General features: G+C 68.5%; 14 protein-coding genes. 1 reads left to right on the plus strand and 13 read right to left on the minus strand.

The features are described 5' to 3' along the window. Positions 1–3 precede the first annotated feature (3 nt). From lpxD to HXX10_RS08370, 12 genes are all read right to left on the minus strand, one after another. Positions 4–1,080 (minus strand): UDP-3-O-(3-hydroxymyristoyl)glucosamine N-acyltransferase, encoded by a 1,077-nt coding sequence (gene lpxD, locus HXX10_RS08315; protein ID WP_296521564.1) that lies wholly within the window; start codon positions 1,078–1,080, stop codon positions 4–6. Positions 1,081–1,322: 242 nt separating this feature from the next. Beyond that, positions 1,323–3,776 (minus strand): outer membrane protein assembly factor BamA, encoded by a 2,454-nt coding sequence (bamA, locus tag HXX10_RS08320; RefSeq protein ID WP_296521565.1) that lies wholly within the window; start codon positions 3,774–3,776, stop codon positions 1,323–1,325. Between the two features lie 233 nt (positions 3,777–4,009). Continuing rightward, complete coding sequence (gene rseP / locus HXX10_RS08325; protein WP_296521568.1) at positions 4,010–5,161, minus strand: RIP metalloprotease RseP; 1,152 nt, start codon at positions 5,159–5,161, stop codon at positions 4,010–4,012. Positions 5,162–5,220: 59 nt separating this feature from the next. After that, the gene (dxr, locus tag HXX10_RS08330; RefSeq protein ID WP_296521571.1) at positions 5,221–6,441 is read right to left on the minus strand and encodes a 1-deoxy-D-xylulose-5-phosphate reductoisomerase; all 1,221 of its coding nucleotides are present in this window, start codon (positions 6,439–6,441) and stop codon (positions 5,221–5,223) included. A 19-nt stretch (positions 6,442–6,460) separates the two neighbouring features. Next, positions 6,461–7,318: a phosphatidate cytidylyltransferase gene (locus HXX10_RS08335; protein WP_296521573.1), complete on the minus strand. Its 858-nt coding sequence runs from the start codon at positions 7,316–7,318 to the stop codon at positions 6,461–6,463. 3 nt (positions 7,319–7,321) lie between these two features. Continuing rightward, positions 7,322–8,083 (minus strand): isoprenyl transferase, encoded by a 762-nt coding sequence (locus tag HXX10_RS08340; protein WP_296521575.1) that lies wholly within the window; start codon positions 8,081–8,083, stop codon positions 7,322–7,324. Positions 8,084–8,120: 37 nt separating this feature from the next. Beyond that, a complete protein-coding gene (gene frr / locus HXX10_RS08345) occupies positions 8,121–8,684 on the minus strand; it encodes a ribosome recycling factor (RefSeq protein WP_296521578.1) in 564 nt (187 codons plus the stop codon). A 165-nt stretch (positions 8,685–8,849) separates the two neighbouring features. Then, entirely contained in the window at positions 8,850–9,566 is a 717-nt protein-coding gene (pyrH, locus tag HXX10_RS08350; protein WP_296521580.1) for a UMP kinase, read from the minus strand. Between the two features lie 73 nt (positions 9,567–9,639). Beyond that, a complete protein-coding gene (tsf, locus tag HXX10_RS08355; RefSeq protein ID WP_296521583.1) occupies positions 9,640–10,563 on the minus strand; it encodes a translation elongation factor Ts in 924 nt (307 codons plus the stop codon). Between the two features lie 147 nt (positions 10,564–10,710). Beyond that, entirely contained in the window at positions 10,711–11,715 is a 1,005-nt protein-coding gene (locus tag HXX10_RS08360) for a 30S ribosomal protein S2 (RefSeq protein WP_296521585.1), read from the minus strand. Between the two features lie 226 nt (positions 11,716–11,941). Next, complete coding sequence (locus tag HXX10_RS08365) at positions 11,942–12,448, minus strand: hypothetical protein (RefSeq protein WP_296521588.1); 507 nt, start codon at positions 12,446–12,448, stop codon at positions 11,942–11,944. A gap of 109 nt (positions 12,449–12,557) precedes the next feature. After that, complete coding sequence (locus HXX10_RS08370) at positions 12,558–13,061, minus strand: DUF1566 domain-containing protein (RefSeq protein ID WP_296521590.1); 504 nt, start codon at positions 13,059–13,061, stop codon at positions 12,558–12,560. 201 nt (positions 13,062–13,262) lie between these two features. On the opposite strand from HXX10_RS08370, the gene HXX10_RS08375 reads away from it, so the two are divergent. After that, positions 13,263–13,637 (plus strand): cyclic nucleotide-binding domain-containing protein, encoded by a 375-nt coding sequence (locus HXX10_RS08375; RefSeq protein ID WP_296521591.1) that lies wholly within the window; start codon positions 13,263–13,265, stop codon positions 13,635–13,637. Between the two features lie 38 nt (positions 13,638–13,675). Here HXX10_RS08375 and HXX10_RS08380 read toward each other — a convergent pair whose 3' ends face one another. Then, positions 13,676–14,518, minus strand: coding sequence for an MBL fold metallo-hydrolase (locus HXX10_RS08380; protein ID WP_296521593.1), 843 nt, complete (start codon positions 14,516–14,518; stop codon positions 13,676–13,678). Between the last annotated feature and the right edge of the window lie 108 nt (positions 14,519–14,626).

Consider the following 14,626-nt stretch of genomic DNA (forward strand, 5'->3'; position numbering starts at 1 on the left):
TCCTCACTGCCTGTCGTCGTTCGACGTCTCGGTCTTATCGCCGGAGCCTCGCGACTGAGCAAGGCGATTGATGGCGCGCAACTCCCGCATCCACGCCTTGGCGGGCTTGGCGGGTATGCCGCCCCAGCGCTCGCCGGCCGGAATATCGCTGTTGACGCCGCTGAGCGCGGCCACCTGCGCGCCCTGCCCTATCACGACGTGGTTGTTGACGCCCGCGCGGGCGCCGAGCACGACATAGTCATCGAGGATCGCGCTGCCCGAAATGCCGGTCTGCGCGACGATCACGCAATGCCGGCCGATCAGCACGTTGTGGCCGATCTGCACGAGGTTGTCGATCTTGGTGCCCTCGCCGATCACGGTGTCGCGGGTGCCGCCGCGGTCGATGGTCGTGCCGGCGCCGATCTCGACGTCGTTCTGGATGATCACCCGGCGGAGCTGCGGCACCTTCTGGTGCCCGCCCGGCCCCATCACATAGCCGAACCCGTCCTGGCCGATCCGGCAGCCCGGATGGACGACCACCCGGTCGCCGACCAGCGTATGGGTCAGGGTCGCGCCCGCCCCGATGACGCAGTCGCGGCCGATCCGCACGCCGGGGCCGATCACGGCGGTCGGCCCGATCACGGTGCCGGAGCCGATCTCGGCGCCGGGGCCGACCACGGCGCCCGGATCGACGGTCGCGCCGCTTTCCAGCCGGGCGGCCGGATGCACCGAGGCGCCGGGCGAAATCCCCTGGCTGCCGAACAGCGAGGTCGGGCGCAGCGCCGCCGGGAACAGCGCACGGGCGACCGCCACGAAGGCCCGATAGGGATCGCGGGTGCGCAACAGCGGCAAGCCTTCGGGCGCATCGGCGGCGAAGCGCGGCGCGATCAGGCATGCACCGGCGCGCGTGTGGGCGAGCTGGCCGACATAGGTCGGGTTCTCGAGGAAGGCGAGATCGGCGGGGCCGGCCTGGTCGAGGGTGGCGATGTCGCGGATCACGCGGTCGAGCGGGGCGTCCGGTGCCGGCTCGGCGCCCGTCAGGGCGGCGATCTCGGCGAGGGTGAGCGCGGTCGCAGGCTCGAAGAAGAACGGCTCGGTCATGGCGGCGATGCTGCCCCGGCGAGACGATGCCGGGCCGAAGGATCGAACGGAAGGAATGGCCGGCCGTCAGCCGGACGATGACGCATCCGCAGAGGGTTGCCAGTTTCGCCGGGGCCTGACAACGCCGCAATCGACGCCGCACCCGGTTTTTCGGCTGGCCGAAACAAAAACCCGGGGGCGAGGCCCCCGGGGGAAGCGGCGGTGCCGGCAGATCGCCGGCACCATCGGGAGGAGGCGAAGATTTAGAACTTGGTGCCGCCGCCGAACCGGAAGAGCTGCTTCTTGTCGTAGGATTCCGAGGTGATCGGATAAGCGAGGTCGAAGCGCAGCGGACCGAACGGCGAGTTCCAGATCAGACCGACGCCGACCGACGACCGCAGGGTGCTGTCGTTGCCGTAGCAGGCCGCGTTCGCCATCGGATTGGCCGTGTTGATGGTCTGGCCCGGGCACGTCATGATCAGGCCCTTTTCGGCCCAGGATGTCGGCCCGACATAGTCCAGGAGCTGGCCGGCATCGGCGAAGGCCGCGAGCTTCATGCCGAAGTCCTTCGGAGCGAAGAACAGCGGGGTCTGAAACTCGATGCTCGCCGCCCAGAACATCGACCCGCCGAGCGCGTCGTTGTTGGTGCCGGGCGTCAGGTCGCGCGGACCCCATCCGGCCGGTGCGAAGCCGCGGACGATGTTGGGACCGCCCTGGAAGTGGTCGAGCATGCGCAGATCGGCGCCGCCCCAGCCGGTGGCGTAGCCGCCCTGGATGCGGAGCACGCCGACCACGTCCGGCACCACCTCGTTGTACAGGCGGGCGTCGAGGGTGGTCTTCGAGAACTTCACGTCGCCGCCGACGCCGGCGAAGTCTTCGTTCAGCGTGATCAGCAGGCCGCTGGTCGGGGCCTTGTTGTTGTCCAGCGTGTTGTAGCTGGTGCTCAGGCCGACCAGCGAGACGAACACCGGACCGTTGGCGAGCTCCCGCTTCACCGCCAGCGACGCCTCGCCGTCGGCGTAGCAGTTGTAGGCGAAGGGTTGGTTGGTGGCCGGATCGACCAGGCCCTGGAACAGCGGGGTCGGGTAGGTCCCGGCGGCGCTGTTCGGATTGATATTGTTACAGTTCTGATAAGCCGACGGCAGCGAGATTTCCTGCCGATAGCCCGAATAGCGCGGCTGCATCACGATGTTGTCGGTGATCGGGATGCCGAGCTTGATGTTTCCGCCGATGGTGCTCGACGTGTACGAGTAATAGGTGCTCGACGTCGTCTGCTTGCCGAACACGTCGAGGCCCAGCGCCAGCCGCTCGCCGAGCAGATAGGGCTCGACGAAGGACAGCTCGAAGCCGCGGGCGCGGGTGCCGTACTGCAGTGAGGCGCGGGCGACGTGGCCGCGGCCGAGCAGGTTGCGCTCGCCGACGCTGACCTCGCCGATCAGGCCGTCGGCGGTCGAGTAGCCGCCCGAGACCGAGAACTCGCCGGTCGCCTGCTCCTCCACGTCGACGTTGACGATCACCCGGTCGGGCGCCGAGCCCGGCTCGTTGGTGACGCGGACCGTCTTGAAGTAGTTGAGGTTCTTGATGCGCCGCTCGGCCCGGTCGATGAGCGCCCGGTTGTAGGCGTCGCCCTCGACGATGTCGAACTCGCGCCGGATCACGTAGTCGCGGGTGCGGGTGTTGCCGCGGATGTTGATCCGCTCGATATAGGCGCGCTGGCCCTCCTCCATCACGAAGACGACGTTGACGAGGCGGGCGTTGTAGTCGCGGTCGCCGCGCGGCTTGATCGAGGCGAACGGGTAGCCGAGCTTGGAGACCTCGATGGTGAGATCCTCGACGGTCTTCTCGACCGCGTCGGCGTTGTAGACGGCGCCCGACCTGGTGCGCATGCGCGCCCGCAGCCGGTCGACGTCGAGCCCGCGGACCGACGTCTGCAGGTCGACCACACCGAACTTGTAGCGGTCACCCTCGTCGATCGTGAAGGTGATGACAAAGCCCTTGCGGGAAGGATCGTACTCGGAGACGGCCGACACCACCCGCACGTCGGCGAAGCCGTTGCGCAGATAGAACCGGCGGATCAGGTCGCGATCGACCTCGACCCGGTCCGGATCGAAAATGTCGTTGCTCTTCAGCCAGCTCAGGAGGTTGGTCTCGCCCGTCTTGACGACGTCCTTGAGGCGCCAGTCGGAGAACGAGGTGTTGCCGACGAAGATGACCTTGGCGACACCCGTCTTGGCGCCCTCGTTGACCTCGAACACGAGATCGACGCGGCCGTTGGACAGCTCGATGACCTTGGGCTCGACGCTGACGTCGTAGCGGCCGCTGCGCTGGTAGATCTCGACGATGCGCTGGGTGTCCGACTGAACCAGGGCGCGCGAGAAGGTGCCGCGCGGCTTTGACTGGATCTCGGGTGTGAGCTGCTCGTCCTTGACCTTGCGGTTGCCCTCGAAGGCCACCCGGTTGATCACCGAATTTTCGACGACCGTGACGACGATCCGGCCACCCGAGGGTGTGATCCGCACATCCTGGAACAGACCGGTGGCGTAGAGAGCCTTCAGAGCCTGGTCGATCTTGCCGGCATCCAGCCGCTCGCCCGGGCCGACCTTGAAATAAGACCTGATGGTATCGGCTTCGACACGCCGGTTACCCTCGACGACGATCTGCGACGCCGACTGAGCCTGCGCCGTCGTCACCGGAACGGTCACGAGTGCGCCTGCCATGAACGCCTGCGCGACCATCAATCCGACGGCAGCGAACGTCCGTTTTGCCTTCAACCCCAGTGCCATACGCTATGGGCCCCCAAAAGAATCCCCACCACCGCCCGTCGCGATCGATTCCGCCTCCGCTTGTATCGGCTTTAACCACCCCTGCAAACAGAGAGTCTCCCCAGGCTCTCCATTTGCCGGCCGCGAGTGGCCATGACGTCACACATTACGGCGAACTTGTGCGCACATTATGACGACGCCAAGTGCAGGATATCATTAAAGGTTGCGAAGATCATCAACATGATGACGAGGGCGAAGCCGATGCGGAAGCCGACCTCCTGGGCCCGCTCCGACAGGGGTCGGCCGCGGACCGCCTCGATGGCGTAGAACAGCAGATGGCCGCCATCGAGCAGCGGCACCGGAAACAAGTTCAGAAGCCCGATCGAGACCGACAGCACGGCGGCGAGGTGCAGCAGCGCGACGATGCCGGCGGTCGCCACCTGGCCCGACACCTGGGCGATCCGGATCGGCCCGCCGAGCTGGTCGGCGTTCTCCTTGCCGACCACGATGCCGCCGATATAGCTCAGCGTCCGCTCGACGATGAACCAGGTCTCCTCGGCGCCCATCCGGACGGCTGCGATCGGCCCGACCGACTCGGTCTTGAGGTCGCCGGGCGCCATCGAGCGCGAGATGCCGAGCACGCCGAGCCGGTGGATGTTGCCGAAATTATCCTTCATTTCCCGCAGGGTGGGCACCACATCGAGGGTCTTCGCGGTGCCGTTGCGGTCGATCTCGACCCGCAGCGTCTGCCCGGCCGCCCCCGAGACGATGCGCTGCATGTCGGCGAAGCTCTCGATCCGCCGCCCGTCGATCGCCACCACCACGTCGCCGACCGCGAAGCCGGCCGACTCGGCCGCGCTGCCGGCCTGGATCGAGTCGATCCGGGGCGTTGTGGTCTGCTTGCCATGCAACATGAAGATGCCGGCAAAAATCGCGATGGCGAGAACGAAATTTGCCAGTGGGCCCGCGGCCACGACGGCCGCCCTCGCGGCCACCGACTGGCCCGGGAAGGTCTGCCGGCGCTCGGTCTCCGAGAGGCCCGACATGGCCGCCTGGTCCGGCACGCTGGCGGCGTTCTCGTCGCCGAAGAACTTGACGTAGCCGCCGAGCGGGATCGCGGCGAGCTTCCACCGGGTGCCGCTGCGGTCGTTGAAGCCGACGATCTCGGGCCCGAAGCCGATCGAGAAGGTCAGCACCTTGATGCCGTTCGCCTTGGCGATCAGGTAGTGGCCGAGCTCGTGGAAGAACACCACGATGGTCAGCACGAACAGAAATGGAACCAGGTAGCCGAGGAATCCGAAGCCGAGATCGTTGATAGACGACAGAAAATTCGATCCCATCACGGCCTCGCGGGGGGTTGGGGGAGACCGGCCACGCCAGTCACCATTTGTTAAGCTAGTTAGAATGCCTTTGCGGCGATTTGGGGCAAGAGGTCCCGGGCCAGCAATCGCGCCGTATGGTCAACGGCCAACGCCTCCGCCACATCGACCGGCTCGCGCAGCACGCCGCGGGCGGCGCTCGCCTCGAGCGTCGCCTCGACCAGGGCCGCGATGTGGGCGAAGCCGATCTTGCGGTCGATGAAGCTGGCGACCGCGATCTCGTTGGCCGCGTTGAGCACGGTGGGCGCGCCCTGCCCGGTCCGCAGCGCCGCCTTGGCGAGCCGCAGGGCCGGGAACCGAATCTCGTCCGGCTCCTCGAAGGTGAGATTCGCCAGTTGGGAGAAGCTCAGCCGGGTCGCCCCGTTCATGCGGGTGGGCCAAGCGAGGCAGTGGGCGATCGGCACCCGCATGTCGGGCGGACCGATCTGGGCCACCATCGAGCCGTCCACGAACTCGACCCCGCCGTGCACGATCGACTGCGGGTGCACCAAAACGTCGATCTCGTCGGGCCCGGCATCGAACAGGTGGTGCGCCTCGATGATCTCGAGGCCCTTGTTCATCATGCTGGCCGAGTCGATGGTGATCTTCGGACCCATCGACCAGTTGGGGTGCTTGAGCGCCTGCTCCAGGGTCGCCTTCCGTATCGCCTCCAGCGGCCAGGAGCGGAACGGCCCCCCCGAGGCGGTGAGGATGATGCGCTTCACGTCGGCGCGGGTGCCGGCGCAGAGCGACTGGAAGACGGCGTTGTGCTCGGAATCGACCGGCAGCACGGTGGCGCCGGCGGCGGCGGCGCGGCGCATGAACAGAGTGCCGGCGCAGACCAGGCACTCCTTGTTGGCGAGGCCGACGATGACGCCCCGCTCGGCCGCGGCGAGCGTCGGCCTCAGGCTGGCGGCCCCCGTGATGGCGGCCATCACCCAGTCGGCCGGGCGGCTCGCCGCCTCGACCAGAGAGTCCTCGCCGGCCGCGGCCTCGATGCCGCTGCCCGACAGCGCCGCCTTCAGCTCCTCGTAGCAGGCCGGGTCGGCGACGGCGGCGAATTTTGCCCCCAGCTCACGGGCGAGCGCGGCGAGCGCGGTGGCGTTGCGGGCGGCCGTCACGGCCTCGACCCGGAAGCGGCCGGGCGAGCGCCGGATCAGGTCGATGGTGCTGGATCCGATCGAGCCGGTCGCCCCCAGCAGGGTGACGCTGCGCTCCTGCGGGAGCGCGGCCGGGGTCGGGTTGAGGGGAACCGCACTCATGTCACCACACCAGAAAAAATCACCAAACCAACAAGCCGCGCGCGGCCTCGTCGAAGCCGCCGCGCATCACCCCGACCAGGGCCGCCACCCCGGCGGCGGCCAGGAAGCCGTCGAGCCGGTCCATCAGACCGCCGTGTCCCGGGATGATCCGGCTGGAATCCTTGACGCCGAAGCGCCGCTTGATGGCCGACTCGAAGAGGTCGCCGGCCTGCGAGACCACCGACAGTACCAAGGCGAGCCACGCCACGGCGAGCGGATTCGGCACCCCTGCGACGAGCGCGACCGCGACCCCCGCGACGACCCCGCCGAGCGCCCCGGTGAGACTGCCCGACCAGGTCTTGGCCGGGCTGATCGGGGGGGCGAGCTTCGGGCCGCCGATCAGGCGGCCGCCGAAATAGGCGAGCACGTCGGTCGCCCATACGACGGCGAACAGGAAGAAGATCGCCGCCACCCCGGAGACCGGATCGGCCCGCAGCACCACCGGGCCGGCCAGCACCAGACCCGCATAGACGAGCCCGGCGATGCACCAGGCGCGGCGCTCGCGGATCGCATAGGCCATGCCGGCGATCCCGCCGATCAGCACCAGCACGGCGAGCCCGGGCCGGCCCATGCCGGCGATCAGCCCGGCGAAAGCCAGCACCGCGACGCCGATCGCCAGATGCCGCCGCGGCGCGCGAAGAATCTCCGACGTCCACTCCCAGTAGACGCCAATGGCGGCGACCGCCCAGAACAGCACGAAGGGCCAGCCGCCGACCACGACGGCGCCGATGGCGAGCGGGGCGAGAACGACGGCGGAGACGACCCGCACCAGCGTGTCGCTGCGCTTGCGGGCCGTGGGTTCGCCCGGACTGGCCGGGGCCGACATGTCATGGGACACGGGTCAGGTTCCGGCTCCCGCTGCGGCCAGCCCACCGAACCGGCGCTCGCGCCGGCGATACTCGGCGATCGCGCCTTCCAGCGCAGCCTGGTCGAACTCGGGCCAGTAGAGGGGAACGAACACCAGCTCGCTGTAGGCCGCCTGCCACAAGAGGAAGTTCGACAGGCGCTGCTCGCCGCTGGTGCGGATGATGAGGTCGGGGTCGGGAAGATCGGGGGCGTCGAGCCGTGTCGCGATCAGCTCCGCCGTGATGGCCTCCGGGGCGAGCCGGCCGGCCGCGACCTCGACGGCGAGCCGTTGCGCCGCCCGGGCGATCTCCTGGCGGGATCCGTAGTTGAACGCGACCACCAGAACGAGTCCGGTGTTGGCGCGGGTCAGCTCCTCGGCCTCGAGCAGCAGCTTGGCGATCTCCCGGTCGAGCCCGCTGCGCTCGCCGATCACCCGGACCTTGACGTTGCTGCGGTGGAGCTCCGCGAGGTCGTTGCGGATGAAGCGGCGCAGCAGCCCCATCAGGTCACGGATCTCGGTCGGCGGCCGCGACCAGTTCTCCGACGAGAACGAGAAGATCGTCAGGATGCCGATGCCGAGCTCGCCGGCCGCCCGCACGGTCCGCCGCAACGCGTCGACGCCGCGCCGATGCCCTTCCCGCCGCGGCAGGCCGCGCTGCGCCGCCCAGCGCCCGTTTCCGTCCATGATGACGGCGACGTGGCGGGGCGCGTCGCGGCCGGCCCCGGTCGCGCTGCGCACCGCCTCGGGAATGGCCATGGCTCGACTCCAGGCGTCCAAGATCACACCGTCGTCTTCACACCGTCATGATCTCTTTTTCTTTGACGGCGAGCGCCTGGTCGACGTCCTCGATGGCGCGGTCGGTGGCCTTCTGGACCTCTTCCGACATCCGCTCGTGATCGTCGCGGCCGACCTTGCCGTCCTTGTCGAGCTTCTTGAGCAGCTCCATGCCGTCGCGCCGCACGTGCCGCACCGCGATCCGGGCCGTCTCGGCGTATTTGTGCGCCACCTTGACCAGATCCTTGCGGCGCTCCTCGTTGAGTTCCGGCACGCGCAGGCGGATGAGCTGGCCCTCGGTATTCGGGGTGAGGCCGATATTGGCGGCGACGATCGCCTTCTCGACGGCGTGCAGGGCCGACTTGTCCCACACCTGAACGGTGATCAGCCGCGGCTCCGGCACGCTGATCGAGGCGAGCTGGTTGAGCGGCATATGGCTGCCATAGACCTCGGCCTGGATGTGGTCGAGCAGGCCGGTCGAGGCGCGCCCGGTGCGCAATCCGCCGAGCTCCTGCTTGAGCACCCCGAGGACGCCCTGCATGCGACGCTTGATTTCGTTGATGTCGTAGGTTTCGGCTGTCATCGACACTTCTCCAGAAACGACGGCGCCGCACCCGAGCGGGACTCGGATGGTTCAGGCGCGCCGCTCGCAATGAACACTGCGTTCGTCACGGTCTCGGCCACGGTCCCGACTGGCACGGTCCTGTCGGCCACGGTCCTGTCGGCCCCGATCGGCTCCGTCGGCACGTCAACCACCGACGATCGTGGCGCGTCCGGTGCCGCGCAAGACCGATTCGACGGCCTTAGGCTCACGGATCGAAAACACGATGATAGGGATGCGATGGTCCCGGGCAAGGGAAAACGCGGTGAGATCCATCACGCCGAGCCGACGCTCGATCGCCTCGTCGAGCGAGAGGCGGTCGTAGCGCGTCGCGGCGGGGTCGCGCTTGGGATCGGCGCTGTACACACCATCCACATTGGTCGCCTTGAGGACGGCCTCGGCGCCCGTCTCGGCGGCGCGCAGCACCGCGGTGGTATCGGTGGTGAAGAAGGGATTTCCGGTGCCGCCGGCGAACAGCACGATGCGGCCCTCGTCGAGATGGCGCCGCGCGGCGCGGCGCTCGTAGGTCTCGCAGACCTGCGGCATCGCCAATGCCGAGACCGTGCGGGCCGGCGCGCCGAGACGCTCGATCGCCGACTCGAGGGCGAGCGCGTTCATCACGGTCGCCAGCATTCCCATCACGTCGGCGATGGTGCGGTCGGCGCCGTGACTGGCCGCCGTGGCACCGCGCAAAAGATTGCCGCCGCCGACGACGACGCCGAGCGTGACGCCGAGTTCCCGCGCCGCCACCAGGTCGGCGGCGTAGCGCTCGACTGTCGCCTGATCGATTCCGAACGGCTCGGCGCCGCTGAGCGCCTCGCCCGAGAGCTTGACGATGACCCGCCGGTAGCTCGCCGCCGTCATGTGATCCTCTTCCGCGACCCGCTCGGGAGCGGCACGGCCGAGGCCGTGCCGCGATGCGACGGCTCCGGACGGATCAGCTCTGCCCGGCCGCCGCCGCGACCTCGGCCGCGAAGTCGCTCTCCTTGCGCTCGATGCCCTCGCCGAGAGCGTAGCGCACGAAGCCCGTGACCTTGATCGCGCTGCCGACCTTGCCCTCGGCCTCCTTGAGGGCCTGGCCGACGTTCTTGCCGGTATCGTGGATATAAGGCTGATCGAGCAGGCAGACCTCCTTGTAGAAGGTCTTGATGCCGGACTCGGCGATCTTCTCGATCACCTTGTCGGGCTTGCCCTGCTGGCGCGCCTTGTCGGCCAGCACCTCTTTCTCGCGCGCCACCACGGCGGGATCGACGCCCGCCTCGTCGACCGCCAGCGGGTTCGACGCGGCGATGTGCATGGCGACCAGGCGGCCGAGCGCCTTCAGCTCGTCGGCATCGCCGGCCGACTCGAGCCCGACGATCACGCCGATCTTGCCGAGACCCTCGCCGACCGACGAGTGCACGTACTGGCCGATGACGCCCTTGGACACCTCGAGGCCGGCGGCGCGGCGCAGCGTCATGTTCTCGCCGATGGTGGCGATCGCCGACGACAGCGCGTCCGCGATGGTGGCGTCGCCGATCTTGGCGGCCGAAATCTTCTCGATATCGGTTCCGACGTCGAGGGCGACCTGGGCGATCATCCGCACCAGGCCCTGGAACAGCTCGTTGCGGGCGACGAAGTCGGTCTCGGAATTGACCTCGACGACGACGCTCTTCTTGCCCTTCACGGCGACGCCGATCAGGCCCTCGGCGGCGATGCGGCCGGCCTTCTTGGCGGCCTTGGCGAGGCCCTTCTTGCGCAGCCAGTCGACCGCGGCCTCGAGGTTGCCGTCGGTCTCACCGAGCGCGGCCTTGCAGTCCATCATGCCCGCGCCGGTCTTGTCGCGGAGTTCCTTGACCAATAGAGCGCTGATGTTCGCCATGTCGAATTGTCCTTGGGGCGGGAGCCTGCGGGTCCGGCCGTGCCGGACCCGGGCATCCACGAAGACTTTGTCGCGGCCGTGACAGCGATGCACGACGACCGCGGAAGATGCGTGAAGCGGCCGGGCCGGGCCCGGCCGCCGTCAGCGTCACTCGGCCTCGACGCCGAGCTCCTTGGCCTTGGCGATCCAGCCCTCGACCCGGCCCGGCAGGCCGACCGTGTCGCCGACATGCTGGGCGGCCTCGGGACCGAAGGCGGCGATCTGCCAGAAGTGGAAGACGCCGAGATCGTTGAGCTTGCGCTCGATCGCCGGCGACACGCCGGTGAGCTTCTTGAGGTCGTCGGCGACGCCGCGCGGGCCCGACAGCGCCTCGAAGCCGGGGCCGGCCGGGACCGGCTCGGGCGGCAGCACCTCGACGATCGGGGCCTCGGATGCGCCGATGTCGATGCCGGCCTCGCCATGGGCGCGCGAGATGCCGTCGATGGCGGCGCGCGAGACGAGGTCGCAATAGAGGCTGATGGCGCGGCCAGCGTCGTCGTTGCCGGGCACGATATAGGTGATGCCGTCCGGATCGCAGTTGGTGTCGACCACGGCGGCCACCGGGATGCCGAGGCGCTTCGCCTCCTTGATGGCGATGTCCTCCTTGTTCGTGTCGATGACGAACAGGAGGTCGGGCAGTCCGCCCATGTCCTTGATGCCGCCGAGCGCCCGGTCGAGCTTGTCGCGCTCGCGGGTGAGCGTCAGCCGCTCCTTCTTGGTGTAGGCCTGGGCCTCGCCGGACCCCAGCATCTCCTCGAGCTTGCGCAGCCGCTTGATCGATTCGGAGATGGTCTTCCAGTTGGTCAGGGTGCCGCCGAGCCAGCGCGAGTTGACGTAATACTGGGCGCAGCGCTTGGCCGAATCGGCAACGATGTCCTGGGCCTGGCGCTTGGTGCCGACAAACAGGATGCGGCCGCCACGGGCCACCGTGTCGGAGATCGTCTTCAGCGCCTGGTGCAAAAGCGGCACCGTCTGGGCGAGGTCGATGATGTGAATGTTGTTGCGGGCGCCGAAGATGAATTCCTTCATCTTCGGGTTCCAGCGGTGGGATTGATGACCGAAATGAACGCCAGCTTCCAAGAGCTGGCGCATGCTGTAATCGGGCAGCGCCATTGGGACTTCTCCGGTTTTTCCTCCGCGGACATGTGAACCGGGCGGCCCTTTCGGGGTCTCCCGGCCACCGGATGGCCCGGGCGCGATGCCGCGCACGGTCCTTGGATCCGCGTGTGAGATGCGGCGCTTATAGGAGTCCGGGATCGGGAATGCAACGGCAACGGCCGTCAGGCGCAACGACCGCGACGCGTGGCGCCGCAGCACCCGTTGGCGGGCTGCGGGGCGGTCAGGCGGCGAGACGGGGCGGCTCGGCGACCAGGGCCGGGGATTGGACGACCGCTGCCGGAACCACCGGGATCGCGACGGCTCTGGCCTGGACAGCCGCCTTCTCGGCGAACGTCGCGGCCGCGACCCTGGCCGCGGCCCGGCGAGCCCTGGCGTCGGCCAAGGTGGCGCGCAGCGCCAGCCGGGCCTGCTCGCGGCGCTCGGGCCGGCGCTCCGCCCGGGCCCTCAGGCTCGCGATGTCGTCCGCCGCGATGCCGTGAAAGACCAAGGCACGGTCGAAGGACGGCCGATCCTCGTGCACCAGCACCAGCATCATGGCGAGCTCGCGCAGCGCGCGGGCCGGCAAACTCTCGTAGCCGCTGGCGCGGTGGCGCCGGAGAACCTGGCGGGCCACGGCCGAATAGGCCGCTTCGGCGAGCGCATCCTCGGGCATCTGCAGGCGCCCGAACGCAGCGTGAAAAGCGGCGATGACGGCCTTGGCCTGGCGGGTGGCCTTCCTGAAGAACATGCGATCCTCTCGGTAGCCCGATGAGGACCATCATTTCGCCGAAATAGTTAACGCGTCGTTATGGCGATTGCGGAAATCAGGCTCATGCGGTCTGACCCGCCGGTGCGTGTCAACCCCGCACCAGCCTGACGGCGAGGCGGAAGCCGCGGCTGTGCCCGTCCGCCTGGCCCGTCATGAAGTCGAAATAGTAGACCAGGTTGGCAAGGCCGACCTCGTTCGTGGTCCAGTACTTCGCCGTCCCCTCCTCGTCCGCACTGATGTCCGGAAACACCGACTCGTCGACGACCGGCCGCCCGCAACTCGGATCGACGATGCTTTCGAGCTCCGGCCCGGACGGCACACGCCATCCTGCGCCCGCCGCGGCCGCCGCCTCGACGGCCTGGTCGAGAGTGTCGAATGCCGTCTCGCCGGCGCACTGGCGCCCATCCCATCCGCGGCCGAGGCTGCAGCGCTTCCAGGTGAGGCCCGTCCTGGTGTCGAGGGCTTCGCCGCCGTCGAGCACGAATCGGTGCTGCGACCCGTTCGCCGTCCGGTCGTAGCAGCCGGCGAGAACGCCGCCGGTCGGCAGCGCGCAGACGACCGCGACCAGGAGGATTGCGCCCTTCACTATCATTGCGATGCGAGGCCTGTCCCGAAGCAACCGGGCGAATCAGATGAAGGCGCCGCCGCCGTCCGGATCCGCAGACCCAGGCGCTTTCGCCGACGGCTCCCGCTCGCCGTCGCGCCGGGCCCGACGCTCAGCCCAGGTAACATAATGTTGATCCGTGCGACGTTCCGTTTGTCATCTAATCGCAACAAGCAGGAGAGCGATGACATGAACATGCATGACCCGATCGACTTTCGAGAGTTTGCTCGTGCGTTGGGGACGGTCGTCGATTACGCGACTGGAAATACGGTATTCAGCGAAGGCGATACTCCCCGTTACATGTACATCGTGCTCGCCGGCTCGGTCGACATCGTCCATCGGGACAAGCTGATCGAGACGATCGCCCAGGGCGACGCGTTCGGCATTCTCGGGCTGCTCGACGAGCAGCCTCGCACCGTCACGGCCCGCGCCAAGGAGAATTGCGAGCTCGCCGTGATCGAACGAAAGAAGTTTCGCTACATGGTCGAGGAAGTGCCGAACTTCGTCTGGTACGTGATGGACGAGCTCGCCCAGCGGCTACGCAGCACCAACGCGGCGCTCTGACGGGCGCCGTTTTGCGGGAAACGTCCCGGCGGCGCGAATCAGCCGTCGCCGGCCCCTGCCCTGCCCTCCACCACCACGGCGCCCTCGGCGAGGCGCAGGCGCATGCCGTCATAGGCCGGCTCGACATGCGCCGGCAGGCGGGACTTCAGCTCCTCGTAGTCGAGGTCGCTGTGCATGTTGGTGAGGATCGCACGCTTGGGCGCGAGGCGCTCGATCCAGGCGAGCGCCTGCTCGACGGAAAAATGGGTCGGATGCGGGCGCCAGCGCAGCGCATCGATGATCCACAGATCGAGCCCGTGCAGCAGGGCGACGCTCTCCTCCGGCAAGTCGACGAGATCGCTCGAATAGGCGACGCCGCCGAACCGGAAGCCGAGCGAGGGAATGTCGCCGTGGTCCTGCAGGAACGGCAGCGCCGTGATACTGCCGCCCTGCCCCGCGATGGTGACCGGATGGCCGGGCGCGATGCGGTGCTCGTTGGCGATCGGCGGATAGGCGCTGCCCGGCGGGGTGACGAAGCAGTAGCCGAAGCGCGCCAGCATCACGCGCCAGGTCGCCTCGTCGAGATAGAGATCGAGCCGGCGGCGCTTGTGCATGAACAGGCCGCGCAGGTCGTCGACCCCGTGAGTGTGGTCCGCGTGCTCGTGGGTGTAGAGCACGCCGTCGAGCCAGTCGACGTTCGCATCGATGAGCTGCTCGCGCAGATCCGGCCCGGTGTCGACCAGCACGCGGGTGCGTCCGTCGGCGCCGTCGCGCTCCACCAGCAGCGAGCAGCGCCGGCGGCGATTCTTCGGATTGGTCGGATCGCAGACGCCCCAGCCGAGCGCCGGCCGCGGCACCCCGCCGGACGAGCCGCAGCCCAGGATGGTGACGGCGAGGGTCATGAACGGTCTCCGCGAGCCCCGCCGGCGTCATTCCGGGGCGCGCCGAAGGCGCGAACCCGGAATCCAGCCACGCGCTCGGAGTTCGCTGCTGGATTCCGGGTTCGCCGC

The sequence above is a fragment of the Rhodoplanes sp. genome, from assembly GCF_013377085.1.
Classification (GTDB): Bacteria; Pseudomonadota; Alphaproteobacteria; order Rhizobiales; family Xanthobacteraceae; genus Rhodoplanes.

What these genes read in the sequence shown, in the direction of transcription:
- lpxD (WP_296521564.1), bottom strand. Translation starts at nt 1,080, where the DNA reads ATGACCGAGCCGTTCTTCTTCGAGCCTGCGACCGCGCTCACCCTCGCC.
- bamA (WP_296521565.1), bottom strand. Translation starts at nt 3,776, where the DNA reads ATGGCAGGCGCACTCGTGACCGTTCCGGTGACGACGGCGCAGGCTCAG.
- rseP (WP_296521568.1), bottom strand. Translation starts at nt 5,161, where the DNA reads ATGGGATCGAATTTTCTGTCGTCTATCAACGATCTCGGCTTCGGATTC.
- dxr (WP_296521571.1), bottom strand. Translation starts at nt 6,441, where the DNA reads ATGAGTGCGGTTCCCCTCAACCCGACCCCGGCCGCGCTCCCGCAGGAG.
- HXX10_RS08340 (WP_296521575.1), bottom strand. Translation starts at nt 8,083, where the DNA reads ATGGCCATTCCCGAGGCGGTGCGCAGCGCGACCGGGGCCGGCCGCGAC.
- frr (WP_296521578.1), bottom strand. Translation starts at nt 8,684, where the DNA reads ATGACAGCCGAAACCTACGACATCAACGAAATCAAGCGTCGCATGCAG.
- pyrH (WP_296521580.1), bottom strand. Translation starts at nt 9,566, where the DNA reads ATGACGGCGGCGAGCTACCGGCGGGTCATCGTCAAGCTCTCGGGCGAG.
- tsf (WP_296521583.1), bottom strand. Translation starts at nt 10,563, where the DNA reads ATGGCGAACATCAGCGCTCTATTGGTCAAGGAACTCCGCGACAAGACC.
- HXX10_RS08360 (WP_296521585.1), bottom strand. Translation starts at nt 11,715, where the DNA reads ATGGCGCTGCCCGATTACAGCATGCGCCAGCTCTTGGAAGCTGGCGTT.
- HXX10_RS08365 (WP_296521588.1), bottom strand. Translation starts at nt 12,448, where the DNA reads ATGTTCTTCAGGAAGGCCACCCGCCAGGCCAAGGCCGTCATCGCCGCT.
- HXX10_RS08370 (WP_296521590.1), bottom strand. Translation starts at nt 13,061, where the DNA reads ATGATAGTGAAGGGCGCAATCCTCCTGGTCGCGGTCGTCTGCGCGCTG.
- HXX10_RS08375 (WP_296521591.1), top strand. Translation starts at nt 13,263, where the DNA reads ATGAACATGCATGACCCGATCGACTTTCGAGAGTTTGCTCGTGCGTTG.
- HXX10_RS08380 (WP_296521593.1), bottom strand. Translation starts at nt 14,518, where the DNA reads ATGACCCTCGCCGTCACCATCCTGGGCTGCGGCTCGTCCGGCGGGGTG.